We start from the raw sequence: 23,112 nt of genomic DNA, 5'->3' as shown, positions 1-23,112 counted from the left end.
TCAGGCCACTTTCAGCAACGGTACGGGTTCCTCGGTGGCATTGGGGTCAGGCACGTAGGTAGAGCGGCCGGCCACACCCGTATTGAGCAATTGGATCGACAGTTTCAGCTCTTGGGCCTGACGGCTTAGCTCATGCACGGTCACCCCCAGGCTGCGGGCCAGATCAGCATTGTCATTGGTGTCGCTGTCCATGGTGGAGACGGCATCGTTGATCTGCGCCAAGCCGGTGGCTTGCTCGCTTGAGGCCGTGGAAATCTCGCTGATCAGGTGCGTGACGTCCGAGACGGACTGCATGATTTCATCCATGGTGGAGCCGGCGCGTTTGGCATGATGAGCGCCGGTTGCCATCCGGTTCAGTGAATCTTCCACCAGGCTTTTGATTTCCCCCGCCGCCTGGGCACTTTTCTGCGCCAAGCTGCGCACTTCGCCAGCCACCACAGCAAAACCTTTACCTGCTTCCCCGGCGCGGGCCGATTCGACGGCGGCATTCAGGGCCAGGATGTTGGTTTGAAAGGCCAAGCCTTCGATAATCGACACAATATCGCCAATGCGCTCGGAGCTATTGTGTATGTCCTGCATGGTGCTGACCATGTCCTGGACAACCTCGCCTCCACGACGCGCAGTAGACAGGCTTTGATCCGCCAGTTGATTGGCCAGTCTGGCATTGTCCGCAGTCTGCTGCACATTCATGGTCAGCTGTTCCATATTGGCGGCAGTACGCTGCAAGGAGCCGGACTGGGCGGCGGTGCGGTTGGATAATTGCCGATTGCCGTCCTCAATCTGGGTGGATACATCCAATGAGGCCTGAATGCCCTGATGCACGTCGCGCGCTAGACTCAGCAGGCTTTTACGCATCATGTCCATGTAGAAGTACAGCTGCGCAATTTCCTGGCTGCGAGTGTGTTGGGGATTTAGGTCGATCAAAAGATTGCCAGTAGCGATTTGCTGGGCGATATGAGTGGCGCTGTGCAAGGGCTGCATCATGCGCTGAGTCACAATCCAGCCATAGCTCAAGGTCGCCAGACTGACGACGCCCAGAGAGGTCAGCCCAGCCGTCAGATAGGTGCCCGATGCGCCGCTACCCAGCAATAAGCCTGCGCTCAATGTCGCTAAGGAAGTAGTCAGCAAACCGAAACGCAACAGGCTGGCGCGCAGACTGCGGTTCAAGGGTTGGAGCAGAGTTTTCAAGACGGAACGCCAGCCCCGCGCTTGCAGTTGGCCTTCGTGCAGACGAAAGCCGCGCAACCCGTGTTGTTGGATGGAGTGATAGAGATACTCCGCCTCTTTGATTTCTTTGGGCTGGGCACGTACCCGCACCGAGGCATAGCCATTGACGCGACCATTTTCTATCAAGGGGATGACGCGTGCCTTGACCCAATAAAATCCGCCGTCTTTGCGGCGGTTTTTGATCAGTCCCGACCAAGATCGTTGTTGCTGCAGAGTCTGCCATAAATCCTGAAAAATCACCGCAGGCATATGGGGATGACGCACGATATTGTGGGGTGCTCCGATCAGCTCTTCATGGCTGTAGCCGCTAACCTCGATAAAGACCGGATTGGCATAGATGATGCGCCCCTTCAGGTCGGTTTTGGAGATTAAATAGGTTTTTTCGGGAACCTGAGTTTCATGAGAGCTAATGGCTTGGTTTTCACGCATGATCTGGCCCTGTTAAAGACGTAGGCGGAAAAGGACAGATCATTATGTTTCATATTGACTCAAATTTGTTACTTAATATATTCGTTAGAGTCTAATTGTGTCCGCTTGATGACATAAAGAAATCAAGGCTTGGAAGAGGCTTTGGAATTGGATACTGCTTTGATTTTATTGTTAATTATTATTTTTATAAATGCTGGGATAGTTGAAGGTTCCCAGATTTATTGTTTTGTCTAGCTGTCAGTTTTATCAGGATCGGCTTTGAGACAGCCGATCCCGATTTTACGTTTTAACGACGAATCGCGCCTAAACGGGCATTCGCTGTTTTTGCACTATTGGCCTGAAAAGGTGATGGGTTTTGGTAAGACAGCACCTGCAAGCTGGGGGCTTGGGTCAGTTGAGCCAAGGCAGGCGCAGTGTGAGCGGAGTCTACCGAGCCCGTGTTCAGGGCCTTGATGGCATCGGCCAACTCGGAGGCCTCCGAGGCCAGATCGCTCATGGTGTTGCCCAGGTCTTGCACCAGCGCTGCGTTCTGCTGGGTGACACCATCCATCTTGGCCATGGCTTCGTTGATCTGATCCAGACCGCTGGCTTGTTCGATCGACGCGGTGGAGATCTCGCCAATAATATCGGTGACGCGTTTAACCGAATCCACGACCTCGCCCATGGTGGCACCGGCGCGAGCAGCTTGCTCGGCCCCTACGGCCATGCGGCTGACGGAGGCATCAATCAGGTTTTTGATCTCGCCAGCGGCTTGCGAACTCTTTTGTGCCAGGCTGCGCACTTCACCGGCGACCACGGCAAAACCACGGCCTGCTTCACCCGCACGGGCGGATTCGACGGCGGCGTTCAGGGCCAGAATATTGGTCTGGAAGGCAATGCCTTCAATCACGGTGACAATATCGCCAATACGACGCGAGCTATCGTGGATACCTTGCATGGTTTGAACCACCTCGTTCACCACGGCACCGCCACGCTGGGCAATTTGCATACTGGCATCCGCCAACTGGCTGGCTTGATTCGCGTTGTCCGCGTTCTGGCGCACGGTGACGGTCAGCTCTTCCATGCTGGCAGCGGTTTCTTGCAACGAGGCTGCTTGATCCTCGGTGCGTGAGGCCAGATTGGTATTGTTCACTTCCAGGATGCGGGCCGCATGGATGGACGCATCAATACCGCTGCGGGCATCGCTGGCAATCCCCACCAGACTCTTGCGCATCAGATCCAGGCAGAAATACAACTGCCCAATTTCTGAATTGCTTTCGCTGGACTGCAGGTCAATATCCAGCTGCAAATTACCGGTCGCAATTTGTTGGGCAATTAAAGAAGCCTGATCCAGGGGGCGGATTACGCGCTGCGCAATTAACCAGCCGTAAGCCATCATGACCGCGCTGGCCAAACACAGCCCAACCGTCAGCCACATACCTGAGCCTTGGGGCACGCCACCGGTCAGGGCGAAGTACAGCGCCGTGCCGGTGGTGGCCAGAGCCAGCGTACCCATGCGGAACAGACTGGCACGCAGCGAATTGCTGAAGGGGCGACGTAACTGGCTCAACATTTTGCGCCAGCCAGTAGGTACGGCACGACCTTCATGCAGGCGCACGCCTTTGGCGCGGCCCTCATTAATGGTGCTGTACAGGTGCTCCGCCTCGTCAATCTGCTCCTGGGTCGGTTTGACGCGCACCGAGGCATAGCCTGCCACCGTGCCATTTTCGTAAATAGGCACTGCCATGGCATAGACCCAGTAAAAACCGCCGTCCTTGCGCCGGTTCTTCACCACTCCCATCCAGGGGCGCTTGCTTTGCATCGTGTCCCAGAGATCCTGAAAGGCCTCGGGCGGCATGTCGGGGTGACGCACGATGTTGTGCGCCTTGCCGATTAGTTCTTCACGGGTAAAGCCGCTGATCGCAATAAAGGCAGCGTTCGCGTAGGTGATCCGGCCTTTCAGGTCGGTTTTTGAAATAAGGTACTGATCGGCCCGGACACGAACCTCGTCCTGGGTAATGGGGAAATTCTTACGCATTCATCATCCTGGAGGAGAACAACAAAGGGGATGCGGTGAGCGGTCAAGCCCGCAGGGGCCAAGCAAAAAAAAGGGGCATTGGCTTCTGTCTGTCCGTGATCGACCTGAATTGTCAGAAACCTTCTATTTTTGCGAATGGCGGAGCAGAGCAAAGCGTGAAACTGTTGACTGATCCGGCCTCTGACTGAACGCTTGCTTGTCATTTATGGCAAACACATACAGTTCAAACGCTTAACGTCTATTGGACGAATTTCTTTAGGCTTAGATGTTCATGGGTCATAATTTGATCATCTGAAAATAATGTACTGACTGTATTTCGTGTTCGGGTCGTCGCAGCAAGCCGGAGCGGGCAGGGCCTCGCTTATAATCCGCCAGACGCGCGTTGGCGCAATTTAGAAGGAGAATATGTGATCGATACGCAGGAACCTGTAGTCAGTGCTGAACTGGTGGCTGTTTTAGTGGCTGTTAGCGACGGCGAGCCCCGTGTTTTAACCACGGATGCCGGCCAAGCCTTGCCCGCCGGACCGTTCCAGCACACACACCGTTCTTTGCAAACGGGGCTGCGCGATTGGGTGGAAACTCAAACGCATCATCCTGTGGGCTATGTGGAGCAGCTCTATACCTTTGCGGATCGGGATCGTTTTGACGCGCAGGGAATGCGTATTGTGTCGGTCAGCTATGTGGGGCTGACGCGGGAAGTGGGCCAGCCGGATGTGGCCCAGGTAATTTGGCAGGATTGCTACCGCTATTTCCCTTGGGAAGACCGGCGGGATGGCGCGCCCAATATTATTCAGGAAACCATCGTGCCAGCGCTGCTGAACTGGTGCGAGCAAGATGAATCCTTGCGGGCTTTGCGTCGTCAGCGCGTCAATTACAGCTTTGGGTTGGAAGGCGCAATCTGGAACGAAGATTTTGTATTGCAGCGCTACGAGCTGCTCTATGAGGCAGAGCTATTGCCCGAGTCCTGTCGCCGTCGTCAGCGTGAGCAACAGGAGCAGGGCAAGCACTACGAGCTGGGTCTGGCCATGCGCCACGATCATCGCCGAATTCTGGCTACCGGCTTGGCGCGTCTGCGAGCTAAAATCAAATACCGCCCGGTGGTGTTCGAGCTGATGCCACCAGAATTTACCTTGCTGCAATTGCAGCAAGCCGTTGAGGCCCTGGCCGGGCGTGGACTGCATAAACAGAACTTTCGACGTTTGATTGAACAGCAAGCCCTGGTTGAAGAAACCGGCGCCATGAGTGTGGGTGGTTCGGGCCGACCTGCCAAGCTGTTCCGCTTCCGTGGGGATGTATTGTTTGAGCGGGCGATCTCGGGCAGTAAATTACCGCTGGCTAAACAAGCTCGTTAAAAACCGGGCCTATGGCTTGACAGTGCTTATGCTCAGGAATAGCATAAATGCATCTTGCCAATAGGCCTTATTTTTAGCGATTTAAATACTCATAATGAGCATAATTAATGCCCCTCAGCCGGCAGTGCAAGCTGCACAGACATCGGCTCACCGTGTTCCTTCCTTGCCTGATGTGATTCTTGAACCCTTGGTGCGTGCCACCTTGCAAGAAGACTTGGGCCGTGCCGGTGATTTGACGACGGACTCCATCGTTCCTGCGGCAACGCGCACACAAATGCGTTTGGTCGCACGCGAAGCAGGGGTGTTAGCTGGTCTGGATCTGGCTCGATTGGCTTTTACATTGCTGGACCCTACGCTACGATTTGAAGCCCAGCTGCAAGATGGGGATGTGCTGACGCCCGGTGCGCAGATCGCAGTCATCAGCGGTTCGGCCCGTTCCATATTGACGGCAGAGCGTAGTGCCTTGAATTTTCTGGGACATTTGAGTGGCGTGGCATCGGCAACCGCTTCTATTGCCCGCGCTATTGCACCGTACGGCACCAAAGTCACTTGCACTCGTAAAACCATGCCCGGCTTGCGTGCCGTACAGAAGTACGCGGTTCGAGTCGGGGGCGGCAGCAACCATCGCTTTGGTCTGGACGATGCGGTGCTGATCAAAGACAACCATATTGCGGTTGCTGGGGGCGTCAAAGCCGCCGTGGAGGCAGCTCGTGCCTATATCGGCCATTTGGTTTGCATCGAAGTAGAAGTCGATACGCTGGAGCAGCTCGATCAGGTGCTGGAACTGGGTGTGGACAGTATCCTTTTAGACAATATGGATACCGTCACCTTGACCGAGGCCGTAGCTCGTGTTGCAGGCCGTGCCAAAACTGAAGCCTCTGGCCGTATCACTCCTGAAACCGCGATGGACATTGCCCGTTGCGGCGTAGACCGAATCGCTGTGGGCTGGATCACCCACAGTGCCCGTGTGCTGGATATTGGCTTGGATGCTTGAGTAGATAAACGTGTTGGGTGTGATGGCGGTTTTTCAGGTGGGGAAGCGGGCGACAGCAGTCGCCTTGCTGGGCATGGTAGCGCTGGGCCTGGGCAGTCAGGCAGCGCAGGCAAGGGACGAGGTGGCCGAGCAGGCCGTCAAATACCCGGTCAAGCCAATTACCGTGATTGTTACCTTTCCGCCTGGCGGCGGGACAGACTTGCTGGCCCGCAAGCTGGGCCCAAGATTGGAAAAGGCTTTAGGCCAGCCCGTCATCATCGACAACCGTCCCGGCGCCAGCGGCAATATCGGCGCGCGCGCCGTAGCCTATGCCCGCGCCGATGGTTACACCTTGCTGATGGCCAATAGCTCCTTTGCGATCAACCCCGGCGTGTTTCGTAACCTGGGATTCAACCCCAAAGAAGACTTTGCACCCATCGCCAATATCGGGTTCGTGCCTTCAGTCATCGTGACGGGGCATGGTTCGGACATCCAGAGTCTGGAACAAGTGCTGGAGCAGCAATCAGAACCGTCATTGGCGTATGCGTCCTGTGGAAACGGCACGCCCCAGCATCTGGCTGGCGAAATGTTGTACGACTTGCGGGGTACGGCTTTGTTGCACATCCCGTACCGTGGCTGCGGCCCAGCTTTAAATGATGTGGTGGCCGGGCAGGTACCGATTGGCATCGTCACCTTATCCAGCGCGGCAACCCTGATTGAGTCCGGGCACTTGCGTGCCTTGGCCGTCACTTCCGCTCAGCGCAGCCCCGTTCTGCCCCATGTGCCCACCGTGGCCGAAGTCAGTGACACCAGTTTCGAGCTGGATCAATGGCATGGGCTGCTGGCACCGTCTCATACCCCCGAACACATCATTAATGCTTTGAATCGCGTAGTGCAAAAAGCGCTGACCGATACAGCCATGCAATCGCAATTGCTGGCTTTGGGCTATACGCCGCAAGAAGGAAATGAGTCCGCCCAGGCCAGTGGCTTCAAGGCCATGATCTGGAATGATATCGACCGTTTTGGAGCCTTGGCTTACAAGATTGGCTTGCAGGTGGATTAAGACGGGGGATCTTGCTTTGAGGCCAAGCCACGGCAGCCGTTGTCGGCCGCCTGAACCACTGGCTATATAGGGGACTAGCTGGGGGCGGGATTGTCTGTTTTAAGATTAGGAACCCACAGACAAACCCTGCCCCTGGTTAGAAGAAGCTGTCGTCAGCAGGGGCTTCAGGTACAGGCTGAGTGGTAAACCAATGCTTTTCCAGCAGCAGGGTATGCGTCAAACCGTCCTTGCTGCAATTGGTGTCGATCTCGATTTGGCCGCGCTGGCTCTCACCAGTATTGAAATTATCAGCCTCGACTTCAGCAGCCGCAATGTACGCCTGCAGGTTCAGATCAGGCTGACCACGGTCCAGAACAAACTGACGAATAGCCTCAGTGCCTAACTCATTAAGGGTGTAGGTATAGCTCATGGTGTGCTCCTGATTATTGATCGTGACCATACGGGACCAGATGGTTAAATCCTAGCACGCTGGGAAGGTATGGCGGATGCCAAAGCGTTACGGGTTTTCGCGATAGAAAACGAAAGGAAAGAGCCCGTCGTAGGGGCCGCATACCTTGTTTTAATAGGCTGCCATTGCACCGAAGCACTATCCATCGGAAGGGGCACAATCCCGGTGAAAGTTTTGGTAGGTGAGGAAGCCGAAGGATGCGAGATCAATAAAAAAGCAGCTATGCGCGAATCTGCACATAGCTGCTTATATAGAGCTTGTTTTCTAAACCTGCTTAGAAGCTGCCAAAAATCGTACCCAGCGTAATCACTGTGATCAGGGCAACGATAGGGGCGGCCATCGTTACCATAGCGATATTGCCGTAAGACTGGCGATGGTTCAGTTTGCAGATGGACAGCAACGTAATGATTGCACCGCAATGGGGCAGGGTATCGAGCCCACCCGCCGCCATCACAGCCACACGGTGCAGCAATTCAGGGCTAATGCCAGCCTGCTGAGCCATCGCCAAATAGTCCGCTCCCAGCGTCTGCAAAGCAATACTCAAGCCACCCGAGGACGAACCGGTAATCCCGGCCAGCGTAGTCATGGCCACCGCCTCCGAGATCAAAGGATTACCGGGGGCTACGTTCAGCACAAAGTCCCGAATAATCGCAAAGCCCGCCAGGCTGGCGATGACCGCGCCATAACCTACTTCCGAGGCGGTATTGAACAAAGGCAACATAAAACCAAACACGCCTTTGTTAATGCTTTCGCGCAGGCTCTTCCAGTGCCCCAGACGGCTGATAATCAGCACCAGATTGGCCGTAATCAGGGCAATAATCAGTGCCCACAAACCGGTAATCTTGGCAGGATCAACCTGAGGGAAGCGCTCAGCCATGAAGCTGAAATTCGTGCCGGGGAAAATGCCGTAGGTGAATAAGGCATTGACGCCAATCACCAGAATCAGCGGCAAGATAGCCAGGAAGATGGGCATGGGTTTTTGCTCATGCGTGCTGACATCGGCGCTGGCATCCAAAATATCCTGGCCGTGATCGCCATAGGTCTCACCATTGGCTGCGGCCTTGCGAGCACGCGACTGCAACCACCACAGACCACCAAAGGCCATGATCAAGCCGCCAATAATCCCCAACCCAGGCGCTGCAAACACGTTAGTGCCGTAGTAAGGAATAGGGATCGCGTTTTGAATGGCAGGCGTGCCGGGCAGGGCGGTCATGGTGAACGTAAACGAACCCAGTGCAATCGCCGCAGGAATCAGGCGCTTAGGGATACCCGCTGCACGGAACAGATCCTTGGCAATCGGGTAGATGGCAAACGCCACCACAAACAAAGACACACCACCATAAGTCAGTACGCCGCACACCATCACAATAGTGGCAATAGCATGACGATGTCCCAGCTTGCGCGTAATCCACTGAGCAATCGCCTGAGCCGCTCCGGAATCCGCCATCAACTGACCAAACAAGGCACCTAATAAGAAGATGGGTAAGAACTGAAGCACATAGCCGCTAAGCGCGCTCATGAAGGTGGAGGTATAGATGGGCAACAAAAACCCGGAGTCCCCCGAGAGCAGCACAGCCAGGGCGGCCATCAAAGGGGCCAGCAATAATACAGTCACCCCCCGATAGGCGAAGAACATCAGCAATAAAAGCGAGACAACGATAGCAAGCGTACTGGCCATAAACGAAGTTCCTGAGGAAAGTCCGGATCACGGACATCAATGAAAAAAGACGGATCTAGCGCCAAGCAGGCAGTGTAGCAATAGGGGATGACAAAGAGACTTGATAGGGCGCAAGGGGGAATCGGCTGGAATTCGTGTTTTGCTTACGTTTTGTATCAAGCGTGAGGATGGGGCAGGGACGGATGAAATCGGAAAACCTAATGAATACGAGGGTTTAGCGTTTTCATAGGAGAAATGGGCCAAAAAGAAGACAAAAAATCACGGTAAACGCTTGCCAAAAGAAGAAACCTTGCTATAATTCTTTCTTCGGCGCATTAGCTCAGCAGGTTAGAGCGACGGAATCATAATCCGCAGGTCCCCTGTTCGAATCAGGGATGCGCCACCAGAATACCCCTGTTAAATCAGGAAAAAAAAGCCACCCAGCCGGGTGGCTTTTTTGTTTTCTGCGGCTGGGGGGGGGACGACTCAGGGGTGAATGATATTGCTGCGGTCCTGCGCATTTTGTATCGGGAACCGGCGCCTAGCCTGATAGATATGGGCTTACCGCGCACGCTATTGGCAGGAGTCAGCCGATAGGCTATAGACTCCCTTTACTCAAGGCAGGGTGCCGCCTTGAAATTGCCGAGCATGCCTTAGAATAATATTGCTAGGAACCTAATCATTCTTATACAAGCGGCCCCTGCGGCTGCGTTTGCTGTCTTAATCAAGGTAAGGCTCATGAGCTTATTCAAACGTGTTGGAGTCGTTGCGCTGTTCGTACCTTTCCCAGCTTTCGCCTCCGACGGGCTGCTCACCTTGGTTGTTGGAATCCCTGTTCTGGTTGTCGCCACTATTGTTTTTGCTGCTCTGCTTCCAATGCGGTCCCGCAAATTTATCAAGACTCTGGCGGCCCTCCTTTTCATACCAACCCTGGCATTTAGTCTTTACGCCGCCTTGGATGCGATGACCATGCTGCGCGACTTCGGAACAGAAAATTTCAGCATCGGTCTCGCTTTTTTTGCGCTATTGGTACTGGTTTGCGTTTTGTTCTTTCTAGTCGTTCGTACGCAGCCTAAGTCGCGCTAGCTAGTGCTTGATTAGGATTGTTGTGCTCTTGTCATTGATTGTGCGGGAGAAGAGCCTTGCAACTGAGCCCGGCGCTTTCGCCCAGGCTTCTAAGCTTATGGTCGTCACACCTCATAAATTCGCGCACTAACAATAAGCGAAATCGGTCTTTTGCCTGCTTCTCTCTTTTGTCTATTCTGATTCCTCGACCTACTGGCCCATCAAGCCAACACAATAATCGAGGAATGCTCCATGTCGTTGACGAGAACTCTGCAGCATCTGGGCCTGGTGGTGGCGGCCAGCGTCGTATCCCTGGCTGTGCAGGCTACCAGCCTGACGGTCGCTTATCAGACCATCCCAAACCCGTCGAACGTGCCGCAGGCAGATGGTGTTTATGAAAAGGAAACGGGCGCCAAAATCGATTGGCGCAAGTTTGATGGTGGCGCGGAAGTGATCAATGCCGTCGCTTCGGGCGATGTGCAGATTGCCTATTTAGGCTCCAGCCCCTTGGCTGCTGCAGCCAGCCGTAAGTTGCCTATTGAAACCTTCCTGATTGCTGCCGAGCTGGGCACGAGCGAAGAGTTGGTTGTGCGTAGTGGTTCGGATATTCAGACTCCACAGGATCTGATTGGCAAGACGATTGCTACGCCTTTTGTCTCGACCAGTCATTACAGCCTGCTGGCTGCACTCAAGCATTGGAAGATCGACCCCAAACAGGTCAACATCATCAATCTGACGCCAGCCAATATTGTTGCGGCTTGGGCTCGCGGTGACATTGACGGTGCTTATACCTGGGACCCGGCGCTGAGCAAGGCTAAGGAAAGCGGCAAGGTCTTGATCAGTTCGGGCGAGCTGGCCAAGCTGGGGGCTCCTACCTTCGATGTCTGGCTAGTGCGTAAGGACTTTGCTCAAAAGCATCCTGATGTCGTGTCGGCATTTGCTCGCATCACGCTGGCTTCGTACGACAGCTATGCTCGTGACCCTGCTGCGTGGGTAGCCAATCAAGACAATATCGACAAATTGGCTCGTTTGACGGGGGCCACGCCTGCTGAAATCCCCAATGTTCTGGCGGGTAGCGGCTTTTTATCGGCGCCTGATCAGATCAAGACCTTGGCTCAACCTACCGTCCAGGCTTTGGCCGATACCTCTGCCTTTCTAAAAGAGCAGGGCCGTATCGACGAGGTATTGCCTAGCTACGCCGATTACAGCTCGGCCAAGTATGTTGAGGCAGCTGCCTCGCAGGCCAAGTAAGCCGGATGGCGCAGTTAACACTGAACCACGTCAGCGCACGATACCCCGGTGCCGATCATTTAGCGCTGCGAGACGTTTCACTGCAGTTGGGGCCGGGGCAGTTGGTGGTGGTATTGGGTCCCTCGGGTAGCGGCAAGACGACGTTGTTGAACCTGATTGCGGGGTTCACGTTGCCCAGCGCTGGCACTATTACGCTGGATGATGAACCCGTACGCGGTCCGGGGGCTGATCGTGGTGTGGTGTTTCAGGATGACGCCTTGTTGCCTTGGCAGACGGTATTGGAAAACGTGGCCTTTGGTTTAACGCTGCGCGGTGAATCCAAGGCGCAGCGCGAGGCTTTGGCTCGTCGTCAACTGGCTTTGGTCGGTCTGGAAGGGCTGGAGCAGCGTCGTGTTTGGCAATTGTCGGGTGGTCAGAAACAACGGGTCGGCATTGCTCGTGCTTTGGCGGCTGACCCGCGCGTGTTGCTATTGGACGAGCCATTTGGTGCGCTTGATGCCTTCACCCGTGAGCAGGCGCAGACGCTTTTGTTGACTGTCTGGCAACGCAGCGCCAAGCCTGTTTTTTTGATTACTCATGACATTGAAGAGGCCGTGTTTCTTGCCACCGATCTCATCATTCTGGGCGGTAGCCCTGGGTGTGTAGTCGAGCGCTTGGCGCTGGGTTTTGGCCAGCGCCATACTCAGGGGCAGCCAGTGCGTCAGGTGAAGTCCTCGCCGGAATTTATCGCTGCGCGGGAGCGCGTGCTGGAGCATGTGTTCTCTGCTCACCCCATTGCTACCTCTACCTGAGCATGGAAGATCACTCATGAAATCCTCTGCTACCGGCCAAGTTTTGCAGGCCTCCGACGCTGTCAGCTTGTCTGCTGCATCCTCCTTACACGTAAGCGCTGCGCCCGATCCTTATAGGCAAACCGACACTAAGGTACGGCAAACGTCTATCGGCGTGATTAGCCTGCTGACCTTGGCGGGCGTGGTGGTCTTGTGGTGGGCTGTCACCGCTTGGGGCTATATAGACCCGCTATTTCTACCTTCGCCACAGGCTGTAGCAAGTCGAGTTTTGCGCCTGTTCTCGGTGGGTTATATGGATGCCACCGTGCAGCAGCATTTGGCTGCCAGCTTGTGGCGTATCGGTTTGGCTTTGGTGGCTGCGGTGTTGCTGGCTATTCCCACCGGAATTGCTATTGGTCGCAACCGCATCGCCCAGGGTATTTTGGACCCGCTGATTGAGTTCTACCGCCCAATCCCACCGCTGGCGTATTTGCCGCTGATTGTGATCTGGTTCGGCATTGGCGAACTGTCGAAAGTGTTATTGATTTATCTGGCGATTTTTGCACCGATTACGATTGCGACTGCTGGTGGGGTGCGTAATGTGGACCCCGTGAAACTGCGTGCAGCCCAGTCCTTAGGGGCGACGCGAAGCCAGTTACTACGCTACATCATTATTCCCAGTGCTTTGCCGGAGATTCTGACTGGACTGCGGATTGGTTTGGGCGTGGGTTGGTCCACGCTAGTGGCTTCGGAACTGGTCGCTGCCACGCGCGGCTTGGGATTCATGGTGCAGTCGGCGGGCCAGTTTCTGGCAACCGATGTGGTGATGGCGGGGATTTTGCTTATCGCCGTGGTGGCGTTTGTACTGGAAATTGGCTTACGTCGATTACAGGCCAAACTTGTGCCGTGGCATGGGCAAGCACGTTAGAAACCATGATCCTACCTAGGCACGGTGTTGCTGTGCCTAGGTAGGAACCTGGTTTCGCTCAGTGATCGAGATCTTGTTTTGAGTGCTTGGGTTTGCCGGGGGGCTATGTGGTGTGAACGCTATCCAGCCAATCGGTTTGTGAAAACTTATACCGCCCGAGTCAATCCACCATCCACTTTGATGTTCTGGCCCGTAATGTACCCAGCCCCATCCGATAATAGAAAAGCAATTGTGGCTGCGACTTCCTCTGCTTTGCCATAGCGTCCCATCGGCACACTTTCGCGTCGTTCTTCCGTTGCGGGCAAGCTGTTAATCCAGCCGGGCAGGACGTTGTTCATGCGGACATTCTTGGCTGCATAGGTATCGGCAAAAATCTTGGTGAAACTAGCCAGCCCGGCGCGGAATACGGCGGAAGTGGGGAACATTTCGGCCGGCTCAAAAGCCCAGGCAGTAGAAATGTTGACGATGGCCCCACCGCCTTGTGCTGCCATGATGGGTGCAACCAAGCGCGCCGGACGCACAGCATTCAGAAAATAGACGTCCATGCCTTCGTGCCAATCCGCATCGCTGATTTCTAAAACAGGGCCTCGTGGACCATGGCCGGCAGAGCTGACCAAGGCATCAATACGCCCCCAGCGTTGCATCGCCAAATCCACCAGGCGTTTTAAGTCGTCGTTGGACTGGTTTGATCCTGTCAGGCCCACACCGCCCAATTCCTTGGCCAGCGCCTCACCTTTTCCGGAGGAGGACAGGATCGCGACGTGATAGCCATCTTGAGCCAGTTTGCGTGCCGTAGCGGCGCCAATGCCAGTTCCGCCTGCACTAATCAGTGCTACTTTTTCTACCACCATAAGAACCTCCATGTGTTTGGTTTAACACTATTATTTCAGCCCTAAATTGAAAATGCATGCGTTAAATAAGCGCAGTAGAATGTAGAAAAACTACTGCCTACAGCATGAACCAATCCCGTCGTACCTTACCTCCACTGAATGCCTTACGTGCTTTCGAGGCGTCTGGCCGCAGGCTAAGCTTTCGTGCTGCTGCGGACGAACTGGGCGTGACTCAAGGCGCTGTGGCGCAACAGGTCAGAGCCCTGGAAGAGCATCTGGGTATCGCACTATTTCAGCGCCACCCGCGTGGGTTGTTGCTGACTCTGCCGGGGGCTGCCTATCTTGCTGATGTCACCCGTGCTTTTGACACCCTGGCGGATGCGACAGGGCACTTGTTGGCACGCCCTGATACGGTGACGATCAGCGTGACGCCCACGGTGGCAGCCAAGTTGCTGATTCCGCGTTTGGGAGATTTGCAGGCGGAGCTGCCCGGTGTGCAACTGTGCACCGTCGCGACCGAGGCCTTGTCGGACTTTGATCGTGATCAGGTCGATATTGCTGTGCGATTGGCTCGTCCGCCGTTCGCAGCTGACCTGGACGCGCAACTACTGTTTCGCCAGGATTTGGTGGCGGTGGCGAGCCCCTATTTGCTGGGGGATTTGATACCTCCACTTTCTATCGAGCAGCTGCGTGTATTGCCTCTGCTGCATGATGCGCATGATCATTGGGCCAGGTTTCTGAAGTCAAACAATAAGTTGCCGGGAGCCGTGTTCAACCAGACAACACTGGCGCTGGATGCGGCGATGGCCGGTCAAGGTGTGGCTTTGGCATGCAAGGCGTTCGTCGCTGCCGATTTGGCTGCGGGCAGGTTAGTGCAGGTGGCGGAGGCGGGGGCTTTGGGCGCAGATTTTTATTTGGTACGCAAGCGTTCAACAGCAGCCAGAGACTCTGTCGAGGCTGTCTGGAATTGGTGCCTGCATAGATTGCTCTTAAGCCAAGAGGTGGCTGGGTAGCCCCGAGTATCACGTATTTAAGTTTGCGCGCTTGTGGGATTTAGGCACATAAAGCGGCCGTAAGGTAAAAAACACTTACAATCGGCACATTCGGTTAAAGGCGATCCCGTACAGATAGCCGCAGTTGGAGCTCCCCCCCATAAGAACAAAGCAAGGGACTATCACTGCAGTACATCTTGCATTGGGTTTGATGCCATCGTTTTGGGCACAGAGCCGACCCCAATCCCTTGTTTATGTGTCGCTGGCACCCTCGCGCGTGTCCAGCGCAGGAAATCCATTTTCGCGTTAAGCGTCTTTTTATGGTTGCTTCTGTTCTTGTTGGCATGCTGTGTGCACATCTCTTGTGCTTTTCTGTCATGTTTTTATTGATTAGTCGACGTCTGCCTGGCAACAGAATGGGGATGGACTTCTTTGCCGCTGGCAACCTTCTATTGGCCTTGGCCTATATTCTGCAGCTGCTTGAAGGAGGCCCAGCCTGGAGTCTGCTCAGTGTTATCAACCACAATCTGACGCTGGCTTCGCCGATTGCTTATTGGCTGGGTGCCATGCGGTTTTTTGGGCGGCCGGTGCAATTGCTGCGCCCTTTGATTCTATTTTGTGTGCTGTATGGGCTGCTGCAATGGCTGGTGCAGTGGGGGCTGGGGCCTACTGCGCGTTACGCGATGCTGGCCGCTATGGCGTCTTTGCTGTTTTTTGTGATGACGGTCACCGTGATTTACGGCGTGCGCACGTTTGCAAAAGACCTGCATGGGGAGATGATTTTCTTCGCACTGCTGATCAGCGGGATTTGCGTTCTTAATGCGCTGAAGTTCTTGAAAATCATGGATGGTGGTTTGGATGCGCTGCAAATGGACAGCCGCTTCCAACTGGTTTTCTACATCTATATGTCTACGCTGGCGACCATTGTGCCGCCCTCTATTGTTTGGCTGGTGTTGCGGCGGCTGACAGATGATCTGCGTAATAGGGCTGCGCGTGATCCCCTGACAGATCTACTCAATCGTCGCGGGCTGGTGGAAGCGTTGCAGCAGTACTTCAATACGCGCAGTGCCGTACCTGCTTATTTGTTGTTGATCGATATCGACCATTTCAAAAATATTAACGATACCTACGGGCATCAGGCAGGCGATGGGGTGATTTGCCATGTGGCTGGCCTGATTCGTTCCACTGCGCGGCGTGGCGATTTGACAGGCCGTATCGGGGGAGAGGAGTTTGTGGCCGTTTGCCTGGAGACTGACGAGCAAGGGGTAATGCTTCTGGCAGAGCGTCTGCGCACTAAGCTGGAAAGCGATGTGATTACCTTGCCTGGTGTGATTCAGCCGTTGCGCTGTACTGTCACGATCGGGATCTCACCGGCTTTGTACGGCGCCTACGGTTTGGAGGACGCCTTGCGGCAAGCAGATGCCGCACTCTATAGGGGTAAAGCGGCGGGTCGAGATCGAGTCGAAGTGGCTATGCAATCTGATAGCACCGTTGCGCAAGAGCCTTATGCCGCCCTGGCGGAGGGTTAATCGCAACGATTGTCTAGGTTCACGGACGCGCAGGTGAGCAGGCTCTATCGTCATGACGGGGCCTGCCTGATTCAGCATTACGGCACGGCGCTGTGTATGCGTTCTAGCGAGGCGGCTAAGTGAGCACAGAGCTCCTGGCGGTAGTCATCCTCTTGAAACCGCGTCCGTGTTCCTGAGAGGCCTAACGCCCCCAGTAGTTTCCCGTCGCCACTGAACACAGGCACGGCCAAAGCAGCCAATTCGGCCACTCGTTCTCCCAAAGACTGGGAGACTTTGAATTCGTAATCCTTGGGCCTGCCATCACTGAACTCAGCCAGAACATGCCCACTGGCGCCCGTCATGGGCAAGGTATCCCCCGCGCATAAGCGGTGTCCCACATCGCGCCAACCCATCGCCACTGCAACGCATAAACGTTGCTCGCCACTGCAATTGAAAAACGAAGCGGTCTCGCCTGTTTGTTTTGCCATCAAATCCAGTTCCGGCTGCATGCTGCTGGCCAGCCAGTTTTCCATGCTCAGATTGCGGGTGATGACGGCCAGCGCATAGCCAAAGTAATACAGCTGTCGCCCGTCTCTCCAGACAAAGCCTTGCTGCTCTAACGTTCGCAGCAGTCGCAGGGCCGTGGCTTTATTCAGATCACTGCGTTGGGCAATCTCCGTCAGGCTTAATCCTTCTTGCTGCCCCAGGGTGCGCAAGATTGATAGACCGCGTTCCAAAGCCGCGACACCAGCCGGTGCAGACTGTTTTTGTACGGCTTGTTCAGGACTGTCCTTTCTTGACATCACCCAACTCCTCTGATAGATTTTTATGAAAATAATACACGAGTTTCATCTGATGAAACTACGGCAAAATATGCCCAGGGGACAAAACAATGGCCAGCACTACGCAGGCGGACCTACGCTATACCTTCGAACAGTACGCAGGCTGGATACAACAGCCCGTCAGTAAGCCCAATACCGCTGAACAATGGATACAACGTTTAGCCATTAACGAAGCGGAAATCCAACATTTTCTGAGCTTGCCCAACACGGCGGCTCAACCGTATCAGGCCAGCTTGGTTCAGATAAAACCCGCGCAAGGAACCGTGCCGCGAGCACAGTTTACGTTGCCGGCTATTCTTGCAGAACCGGATCAAGCCTTGAAGTGTGCCAAAGACCTGAATCCCGAGCTGCATTTGTTTACGGTCTTGGCTGAGACAGCACCCAGCGGCCAGCCAGGCTATTTACATAATCTGCCGATTGCAGTGAAAGACATGACAGCGGTGGCCGGTTTTCCTGTCACCGCTGGCAGTGCTTCAGGCCATTTTGAGCCCGCTCCCCACGACGCTTTAAGCGTGGCGCGTTTGCGCTCCAAGGGGGCGGTGGTGATTGGTATGGCTAATCAGCACGAGATGGCCTTTGGGGCCAGCAGCAATAACCCCCGTTATGGTCGGGTGATCAATCCAGCCTCGCCCGAGCATATTCCCGGCGGCTCCAGCGGCGGTTCTGCTGCGATTGTGGCGGCGGATGTCTGTCGCGTCACGCTGGGTACTGACACAGGTGGGTCCATCCGTTTACCGGCTGCTTGTTGTGGAGTAGTAGGCTTCAAACCTACTTACGATAGCGTCCCACGGGAAGGCTCGATTGATGTCGCCCCCAGCCTGGACCATTTGGGCCCCATAGGAAAATACGTGCAAGATTGCGCCCTGGTTTATGCGGGGTTACTGGATTTGCCGCAAGAGCCAAATTGGGCGGTACAGAATTTGGACGGTATCCGTATTGGACGCCTGGGTGGTTACTTCGTGGACCCCTTGGAATCACAAGTACTGGGCGCGCTGGATCAGGCTTGCCGTAGTCTGGAACAGGATCAGGCCGTGGTGCAGGCAATCATGTTGCCAGAAGCCCATATGGCAGCTGCCTTGCAGTTCATGATCATCACTTCCGAGGCCACTGCGTCCTACACCGACCGCCTTCAGGAACAGGCAGACAAGATCAGCGAAGAAATCCGTATCCGGCTGGAAATCGGGCATTTTTTGCCGGCGCCCTGGTATATACGCGCACAAAAGCTGCGTACGGACTTCAATGCCCACATTGATGCTTTGTTTGAGCACGTCGATATTCTGATTTGCCCCACCATGCGTTGTCCGGCTCCTAAAGTCGGGGCGACAGAGGTTCAGATAGGTCAGAAAATCTACCCTCTGCATACCGCCGTCACGCAACTGACCATGCCCTTTAGCCTGTCTGGCTCACCCGCTATCTCCATTCCTTGGGGCAGGGCAAAAGATGGCGCACCGATTGGGCTGCAACTGATTGCCAAACAGGGTGACGACTGGCGTTTGCTGGCTGTTGCTCAACGTTTGGAAGCCGCAGGGCATGCCTTGTTCGGCAAAAACTAAAACTATTCGCTGCAGAAACCAACCTCTACCACCAGGAAAAAAACCATGTCGCTCTATCGCGTATCTCCTTTGCGTTGCGCGGGGCTAGTTGCCCTTGCCCTAACACTGGCCCCTGCTGCTCATGCAGCGGATAAGTTCCGGATTTCGCTGGATACCAACCCTAACCATGTCCGTAATAAAGGCGTGGAAGTTTTTGTGGCAGAGCTGCAAAAAAGAGTAGGGGACCAACTGATTGTCGAGGTCTACCCCAGTGCCCAGCTATTCCGGGACCGTGATGTTCCCAAGGCCCTGCGCCAGGGCGCCATTGAAATGGGTCTGCCCGGAACTTGGCAGTTGGAAGGCAGTGAGCCTAGTGCCGCTGTCACTGCTCTGCCTATGTTTTACGGGGTTGATCCCGAGATCACCCACCGTCTGATGGATGGAAAGCTGGGCGCACTGGTCAATCAGAAAATTGAAGACCGTTTGAAGGTGAAAGTGTTGGGTAACTGGGCGGATGCCGGTTCGATTCACTTCTACAGCACGGGCAAAGACGTGCGTTCTTACGACCAACTTCAAGGTATGAAGATTCAGTACTCGGGCGGCACGACTTTCTCGGCTCGTATTGAAGCCTTGGGAGGTGTACCGGTGATGATTCCATTCTCCGATTTGCCCATGGCCATGAGCCAAGGTGCCATCGACGCGATTGCCAGCAGCCGGGAAGGTGTGCGTACTGCCAAGCTGTGGGATTCCGGTTTGAAATATAGCTTTGACGACTATCAGATGATGGCGCAGTACGTTCCTTTGGTCGGCGAGCGCTTCTGGAAAAAGCAAAGCCCTGAAGTGCAGAAGGCGATTACCGAAGCCTGGCAAGTGGCGGTTGTGGAACAGCGCAATATGGTCAAGCAGGTGGAGCAGGATGCCGCCAAGACTTTGGCAGAAAACGGCATCCAGGCTTTCAGCCCCGATGAAGCTGCCCGCACCGAAGCCCGCAAGAAGCTGACAAAAACGCAGGATGCTTTGGTCAAAGCCATGAAGATTGATGCAGAGGCTGAGCAACTGGCCAAGCAAGAACTCCAAACGGCAAACGTGGATTTCTAAATAACAAAAGGCTTGAGCATGTCCAATACCTGTACCAATAAGGACACGACAGCCTTGGGGGAGGCTAAGCCTCCCTCTGCGCTGCAGCGAGTCGAAGATGTGATCGTAGGTTTACTGGGACTACTGGCTGTACTGGTTTGTCTGTATAACGTGATCCTGCGCAATACCAGCAGCAGTTACGCCATTACGGCCAGCGATGAAATTCAGGTCTATCTGATTGTCTGGGCAGTGTTTTTGTCCCTGGGTGTCATTACCGCGCAAGGACGGCACATCAAGGCCGATATCGTCCTGAATTATTTGTCGCCTGGTCTCAAGCACAAGGCTTTCTTGTTTAGCTACTTGCTGGGTCTGCTGTTTTCTATGCTGATGAGCTATCTGGGCGTGCAAATCACCATGGAGGCCTACGAGTTTGGGGACGTGTCCTCGACCAGCTTGCGCTTTCCCTTGTGGATTTATACCGCTGCTTTACCAGTGGGCATGAGCTTGATGAGCTTGCGCTATCTGCTTTTGCTGCTCCGCTGTGTACGTAGTCCAGTCGGCCAGGAGCGGCAACCATGATCGGGATTGTTTTTCTGGGTTTTTTGGCCCTGCTGGCTATTGGTACACCTATCTTTTTGGCGCTGGGTACAACGGGTGTAGTGCTGTTCTATCAGGACGATGCCTTGCTGTCATTGGCTCAACGTTTGATTGACGAGCTGAACTCGGTTCCTTTGCTGGCCGTTCCTTACTTTGTGATTGCCGCCACCTTTATGGAACGTGGTGGTATCGCACGTGCTTTGGTTGATGCCGCACAGGCCTGGGTAGGGCAGATTCGTGGGGGCGTGGGTCTGGTCGGGATTACCGCCTGCGCCTTGTTTGCCACTATGTGCGGGTCCTCGGTGGCGACAGCGATTGCTATGGGTACCATCCTGATTCCCGCTATGTTGCGTAGCGGTTATTCCGGTGGCTTTGCCTCTGGTATCGTGGCCTCGGCAGGCACGCTGGGGATCTTAATTCCCCCATCTCTGGCCTTTGTTATTTACGGTGTCTTGGCCGATGTCTCCATCCCCCGGCTTTTCCTGGCCGGCGTCATCCCAGCCATTTTGCAGATTCTGATGATCTCGGGCTACATCATCTGGTTTAGCCGCAAAAAGAATTACGCCATTGATAGCAGCACCATCACCCGAGGCGAAAAGTTGCATAAAACAATGCTGGCCTTGCCGACCTTGTTGATCCCTTTGATCGTTTTGGGTGGCTTGTACGGCGGCTTCATGACCTTGTCGGAATCTGCTGCGGTCTCCGCCGTGGTGGCGTATATCCTGGCGCTGTTTGTCTACAAAGGTATCACGGTCAAAGAGACCTTATCCGTCCTGGCTGTTGGAGTACGCAACGCAGCGGTGATCATGATTATTGTGGCGGTAGCCTTGCCCTTTGGTCACTGGATTACAGAAAGTGGTTTAGGTGCCAAGCTGGTGGCTCAACTGCACGAGTGGGATATCAAGGGTTGGCAGTTCCTGTTGTTCTTGAATCTTGTTTTGCTGTTTCTGGGCATGTTCCTGGAAGTGCTGTCGGTGCTGATGATCATGATGCCCTTGGTGCTGCCCTTGCTGGAGCCGTTGAAAATCGACCCCATCCATTTCGGCGTACTGGTGGTGGTGAACATGGAAATTGCGTTGTTAAGTCCGCCATTGGGGTTGAATCTTTTTGTGGTGTCAGACATAGGCAAAGTGCCTTTGTCGCAGGTGATACGGGGCACCACGCCGTTCTTTCTGATTCTTTTGGTACTGCTCGGAGTGGTCACTTATATTCCTATCCTGTCCACCTGGCTGCCAGAATTGCTTATGCCCACGATGTAATTGGGCCTATCGCACTGGCCCTGCTGTGTAGGCAGGGCCAGTGTGTTTTTGGCCTTCCTGATGCAAAGGGCTAAACTGGCCGCACTTCTGGTGCAGCAGCACCCAGCTTTTTTCAGGAAAAAAATATGAGCACACCGCTTCCTTGTCCACAGTGCACCTTGGAAAATACCTACCATGACACTGAGCAATGGGTCTGTGCCGATTGTGGCTACGAATGGCAAGACAATGAGTCCACTGCCGAGGCTGACACCGATGGCGACGAGTTGATTGTTAAAGACAGCAACGGTAATTTGCTGGCGGCGGGCGATGACGTCATTCTGATTCGCGATTTGAAAGTTAAGGGTTCCAATACCTTGAAGAAAGGCGCCAAGGCCAAAGGCATCCGTCTGGTTCGAGGTGACCATGAAGTCGATTGCAAGATCGATGGCATCAGCTACTTGTTGAAGGCCATGTATTTGAAGAAAGCCTAAGCGTTCAGACTTGGGTTTTGTAGGCGCAGCGTTGATACGCTGCGTTTTTTTATGATGCCTCTTGGGACTTGAGGTGCGTATGCCGGATAGATGCGGCATGGATGATTCAGGGCGGTATCACGCGTATGTTCAAGTATGGCTTTATTTTTTTGCTGAGTTTTCTGCTTGGCTGCGCAACGACTTATTCACCCGAGAAAATCGATACAACAAGCATGACGGCTATTGCAGAAGATCAAAGCAGCTTTTACTTACTGACTGCGGATCAGCCTTCGTACGTTTTCCCTAAAGTCGAATTGGCCCCTTTTGTGCAGTTCTGGCAGTCCCGTCTAGGCGCACAGACTTCTCACCTTTCTAGTGCCGTGCATGTGTTTCCCAACAAGGAAGTGCGGGCGACTTTCTATATCTACATTGCCGCGCATCAACTGAGTGAGTTAGACAAAACTGCCTTGCTGGAAACCTACCAATTTCAGGTGTTCAAACCGGATGGCGTCAGCTTTGTGCGCCGGATTCCGGCCCTGGCCAGAGCGCTGGAGCACACCGATACGCTCTATATCAAGCAGGAAAGAGTCAGCAAGGGCAGGGCGGTCGATCATGTGCCGCCAGCGCATCAAGTGATTGAGTTTCCTGCCTCCGTCGAGACAAAGGTGGAGCAGATGAAAGGCAGTCTCAGCACTACGCCTAATCTGGTTGAAACAATTATCTGGGCACCGTTCGTGATTCCTGCCTTGCCTCTTGGGGCTATTAGCCAGTAGTTGATTCTTGTGGAGGTAGTCTTATTGGGTTTGGTAGATGTTCTTGTGCATCTTGCAGTTAAAGCGTGTTCAT

21 protein-coding genes and 1 tRNA gene are annotated in these 23,112 nt (G+C 54.4%); 16 read left to right on the top strand and 6 right to left on the bottom strand.

The features are described 5' to 3' along the window. Window positions 1-1,656, bottom strand: coding sequence for a methyl-accepting chemotaxis protein (locus IE156_RS14855; RefSeq protein WP_189393331.1), 1,656 nt, complete (start codon window positions 1,654-1,656; stop codon window positions 1-3). A 286-nt stretch (window positions 1,657-1,942) separates the two neighbouring features. Continuing rightward, complete coding sequence (locus tag IE156_RS14850) at window positions 1,943-3,673, bottom strand: methyl-accepting chemotaxis protein (RefSeq protein WP_189393330.1); 1,731 nt, start codon at window positions 3,671-3,673, stop codon at window positions 1,943-1,945. A gap of 407 nt (window positions 3,674-4,080) precedes the next feature. Between IE156_RS14850 and IE156_RS14845 the strand changes: the two genes are divergently transcribed. The 3 genes from IE156_RS14845 (at window position 4,081) to IE156_RS14835 (ending at window position 7,061) form a co-directional block, all read left to right on the top strand. After that, window positions 4,081-5,025 carry an NUDIX hydrolase gene (locus tag IE156_RS14845; protein WP_189393328.1) on the top strand — a complete coding sequence of 315 codons (945 nt, stop codon included), beginning with the start codon at window positions 4,081-4,083 and terminating at the stop codon, window positions 5,023-5,025. A 94-nt stretch (window positions 5,026-5,119) separates the two neighbouring features. Then, the gene (gene nadC / locus IE156_RS14840; protein ID WP_189393326.1) at window positions 5,120-6,019 is read left to right on the top strand and encodes a carboxylating nicotinate-nucleotide diphosphorylase; all 900 of its coding nucleotides are present in this window, start codon (window positions 5,120-5,122) and stop codon (window positions 6,017-6,019) included. Between the two features lie 22 nt (window positions 6,020-6,041). Next, complete coding sequence (locus tag IE156_RS14835; RefSeq protein ID WP_189393324.1) at window positions 6,042-7,061, top strand: tripartite tricarboxylate transporter substrate binding protein; 1,020 nt, start codon at window positions 6,042-6,044, stop codon at window positions 7,059-7,061. Window positions 7,062-7,197: 136 nt separating this feature from the next. Here IE156_RS14835 and IE156_RS14830 read toward each other — a convergent pair whose 3' ends face one another. Both IE156_RS14830 and IE156_RS14825 read right to left on the bottom strand, forming a co-directional pair. Then, window positions 7,198-7,470: a hypothetical protein gene (locus tag IE156_RS14830; RefSeq protein ID WP_189393323.1), complete on the bottom strand. Its 273-nt coding sequence runs from the start codon at window positions 7,468-7,470 to the stop codon at window positions 7,198-7,200. 313 nt (window positions 7,471-7,783) lie between these two features. Then, complete coding sequence (locus IE156_RS14825; RefSeq protein WP_189393321.1) at window positions 7,784-9,187, bottom strand: GntP family permease; 1,404 nt, start codon at window positions 9,185-9,187, stop codon at window positions 7,784-7,786. A 308-nt stretch (window positions 9,188-9,495) separates the two neighbouring features. Between IE156_RS14825 and IE156_RS14820 the strand changes: the two genes are divergently transcribed. The 5 genes from IE156_RS14820 (at window position 9,496) to tauC (ending at window position 13,180) form a co-directional block, all read left to right on the top strand. Beyond that, window positions 9,496-9,572 (top strand) — tRNA-Met (locus tag IE156_RS14820). Window positions 9,573-9,904: 332 nt separating this feature from the next. Next, window positions 9,905-10,252: a hypothetical protein gene (locus tag IE156_RS14815; protein WP_189393320.1), complete on the top strand. Its 348-nt coding sequence runs from the start codon at window positions 9,905-9,907 to the stop codon at window positions 10,250-10,252. Window positions 10,253-10,483: 231 nt separating this feature from the next. Continuing rightward, on the top strand, window positions 10,484-11,482 hold the full coding sequence (gene tauA, locus IE156_RS14810) for a taurine ABC transporter substrate-binding protein (protein ID WP_189393318.1): 999 nt from the start codon (window positions 10,484-10,486) through the stop codon (window positions 11,480-11,482). A gap of 5 nt (window positions 11,483-11,487) precedes the next feature. Further along, window positions 11,488-12,273, top strand: coding sequence for a taurine ABC transporter ATP-binding subunit (gene tauB, locus IE156_RS14805; RefSeq protein ID WP_189393317.1), 786 nt, complete (start codon window positions 11,488-11,490; stop codon window positions 12,271-12,273). 16 nt (window positions 12,274-12,289) lie between these two features. Next, the gene (gene tauC / locus IE156_RS14800; protein ID WP_189393316.1) at window positions 12,290-13,180 is read left to right on the top strand and encodes a taurine ABC transporter permease TauC; all 891 of its coding nucleotides are present in this window, start codon (window positions 12,290-12,292) and stop codon (window positions 13,178-13,180) included. A gap of 146 nt (window positions 13,181-13,326) precedes the next feature. Here the strand turns inward: tauC and IE156_RS14795 are convergent, their stop codons facing one another. Beyond that, complete coding sequence (locus IE156_RS14795; RefSeq protein ID WP_189393314.1) at window positions 13,327-14,031, bottom strand: SDR family oxidoreductase; 705 nt, start codon at window positions 14,029-14,031, stop codon at window positions 13,327-13,329. A 104-nt stretch (window positions 14,032-14,135) separates the two neighbouring features. Between IE156_RS14795 and IE156_RS14790 the strand changes: the two genes are divergently transcribed. Beyond that, window positions 14,136-15,023 (top strand): LysR substrate-binding domain-containing protein, encoded by an 888-nt coding sequence (locus IE156_RS14790; RefSeq protein ID WP_189393312.1) that lies wholly within the window; start codon window positions 14,136-14,138, stop codon window positions 15,021-15,023. 299 nt (window positions 15,024-15,322) lie between these two features. Continuing rightward, window positions 15,323-16,531, top strand: a complete 1,209-nt coding sequence (locus tag IE156_RS14785) for a GGDEF domain-containing protein (RefSeq protein WP_189393311.1) — start codon at window positions 15,323-15,325, stop codon at window positions 16,529-16,531. A 77-nt stretch (window positions 16,532-16,608) separates the two neighbouring features. On the opposite strand, the gene IE156_RS14780 is transcribed toward IE156_RS14785, so the two are convergent. Continuing rightward, entirely contained in the window at window positions 16,609-17,313 is a 705-nt protein-coding gene (locus IE156_RS14780; protein ID WP_189393310.1) for an IclR family transcriptional regulator, read from the bottom strand. A gap of 89 nt (window positions 17,314-17,402) precedes the next feature. Between IE156_RS14780 and IE156_RS14775 the strand changes: the two genes are divergently transcribed. The 6 genes from IE156_RS14775 to IE156_RS14750 all read left to right on the top strand — a co-directional run bounded on the left by IE156_RS14775 (window position 17,403) and on the right by IE156_RS14750 (window position 23,039). Next, entirely contained in the window at window positions 17,403-18,905 is a 1,503-nt protein-coding gene (locus IE156_RS14775) for an amidase (RefSeq protein WP_189393309.1), read from the top strand. 45 nt (window positions 18,906-18,950) lie between these two features. Next, a complete protein-coding gene (dctP, locus tag IE156_RS14770) occupies window positions 18,951-19,982 on the top strand; it encodes a TRAP transporter substrate-binding protein DctP (protein WP_189393308.1) in 1,032 nt (343 codons plus the stop codon). Window positions 19,983-20,000: 18 nt separating this feature from the next. After that, a complete protein-coding gene (locus IE156_RS14765) occupies window positions 20,001-20,540 on the top strand; it encodes a TRAP transporter small permease (protein WP_189393307.1) in 540 nt (179 codons plus the stop codon). Beyond that, window positions 20,537-21,817 carry a TRAP transporter large permease gene (locus IE156_RS14760; protein WP_189393306.1) on the top strand — a complete coding sequence of 427 codons (1,281 nt, stop codon included), beginning with the start codon at window positions 20,537-20,539 and terminating at the stop codon, window positions 21,815-21,817. The genes IE156_RS14765 and IE156_RS14760 overlap by 4 nt, the downstream gene beginning before the upstream one ends. 125 nt (window positions 21,818-21,942) lie before the next feature. Continuing rightward, complete coding sequence (locus tag IE156_RS14755; protein WP_189393305.1) at window positions 21,943-22,287, top strand: zinc ribbon domain-containing protein YjdM; 345 nt, start codon at window positions 21,943-21,945, stop codon at window positions 22,285-22,287. 212 nt (window positions 22,288-22,499) lie between these two features. Further along, window positions 22,500-23,039: a hypothetical protein gene (locus IE156_RS14750; protein WP_189393304.1), complete on the top strand. Its 540-nt coding sequence runs from the start codon at window positions 22,500-22,502 to the stop codon at window positions 23,037-23,039. Window positions 23,040-23,112: the final 73 nt, after the last annotated feature.

The organism is Alcaligenes pakistanensis (genome assembly GCF_014652815.1).
GTDB classification, from domain to species: Bacteria; Pseudomonadota; Gammaproteobacteria; order Burkholderiales; family Burkholderiaceae_B; genus Alcaligenes; species Alcaligenes pakistanensis.
This window is presented reverse-complemented; position numbering and strand designations above follow the sequence as displayed.

What these genes read in the sequence shown, in the direction of transcription:
- IE156_RS14815 (WP_189393320.1), top strand. Translation starts at nt 9,905, where the DNA reads ATGAGCTTATTCAAACGTGTTGGAGTCGTTGCGCTGTTCGTACCTTTC.
- tauB (WP_189393317.1), top strand. Translation starts at nt 11,488, where the DNA reads ATGGCGCAGTTAACACTGAACCACGTCAGCGCACGATACCCCGGTGCC.
- IE156_RS14850 (WP_189393330.1), bottom strand. Translation starts at nt 3,673, where the DNA reads ATGCGTAAGAATTTCCCCATTACCCAGGACGAGGTTCGTGTCCGGGCC.
- IE156_RS14790 (WP_189393312.1), top strand. Translation starts at nt 14,136, where the DNA reads ATGAACCAATCCCGTCGTACCTTACCTCCACTGAATGCCTTACGTGCT.
- tauC (WP_189393316.1), top strand. Translation starts at nt 12,290, where the DNA reads ATGAAATCCTCTGCTACCGGCCAAGTTTTGCAGGCCTCCGACGCTGTC.
- IE156_RS14795 (WP_189393314.1), bottom strand. Translation starts at nt 14,031, where the DNA reads ATGGTGGTAGAAAAAGTAGCACTGATTAGTGCAGGCGGAACTGGCATT.
- IE156_RS14750 (WP_189393304.1), top strand. Translation starts at nt 22,500, where the DNA reads ATGACGGCTATTGCAGAAGATCAAAGCAGCTTTTACTTACTGACTGCG.
- IE156_RS14825 (WP_189393321.1), bottom strand. Translation starts at nt 9,187, where the DNA reads ATGGCCAGTACGCTTGCTATCGTTGTCTCGCTTTTATTGCTGATGTTC.
- IE156_RS14755 (WP_189393305.1), top strand. Translation starts at nt 21,943, where the DNA reads ATGAGCACACCGCTTCCTTGTCCACAGTGCACCTTGGAAAATACCTAC.
- dctP (WP_189393308.1), top strand. Translation starts at nt 18,951, where the DNA reads ATGTCGCTCTATCGCGTATCTCCTTTGCGTTGCGCGGGGCTAGTTGCC.
- IE156_RS14830 (WP_189393323.1), bottom strand. Translation starts at nt 7,470, where the DNA reads ATGAGCTATACCTACACCCTTAATGAGTTAGGCACTGAGGCTATTCGT.
- IE156_RS14855 (WP_189393331.1), bottom strand. Translation starts at nt 1,656, where the DNA reads ATGCGTGAAAACCAAGCCATTAGCTCTCATGAAACTCAGGTTCCCGAA.
- tauA (WP_189393318.1), top strand. Translation starts at nt 10,484, where the DNA reads ATGTCGTTGACGAGAACTCTGCAGCATCTGGGCCTGGTGGTGGCGGCC.
- nadC (WP_189393326.1), top strand. Translation starts at nt 5,120, where the DNA reads ATGAGCATAATTAATGCCCCTCAGCCGGCAGTGCAAGCTGCACAGACA.
- IE156_RS14785 (WP_189393311.1), top strand. Translation starts at nt 15,323, where the DNA reads ATGGTTGCTTCTGTTCTTGTTGGCATGCTGTGTGCACATCTCTTGTGC.
- IE156_RS14835 (WP_189393324.1), top strand. Translation starts at nt 6,042, where the DNA reads ATGGCGGTTTTTCAGGTGGGGAAGCGGGCGACAGCAGTCGCCTTGCTG.
- IE156_RS14780 (WP_189393310.1), bottom strand. Translation starts at nt 17,313, where the DNA reads ATGTCAAGAAAGGACAGTCCTGAACAAGCCGTACAAAAACAGTCTGCA.
- IE156_RS14775 (WP_189393309.1), top strand. Translation starts at nt 17,403, where the DNA reads ATGGCCAGCACTACGCAGGCGGACCTACGCTATACCTTCGAACAGTAC.
- IE156_RS14765 (WP_189393307.1), top strand. Translation starts at nt 20,001, where the DNA reads ATGTCCAATACCTGTACCAATAAGGACACGACAGCCTTGGGGGAGGCT.
- IE156_RS14760 (WP_189393306.1), top strand. Translation starts at nt 20,537, where the DNA reads ATGATCGGGATTGTTTTTCTGGGTTTTTTGGCCCTGCTGGCTATTGGT.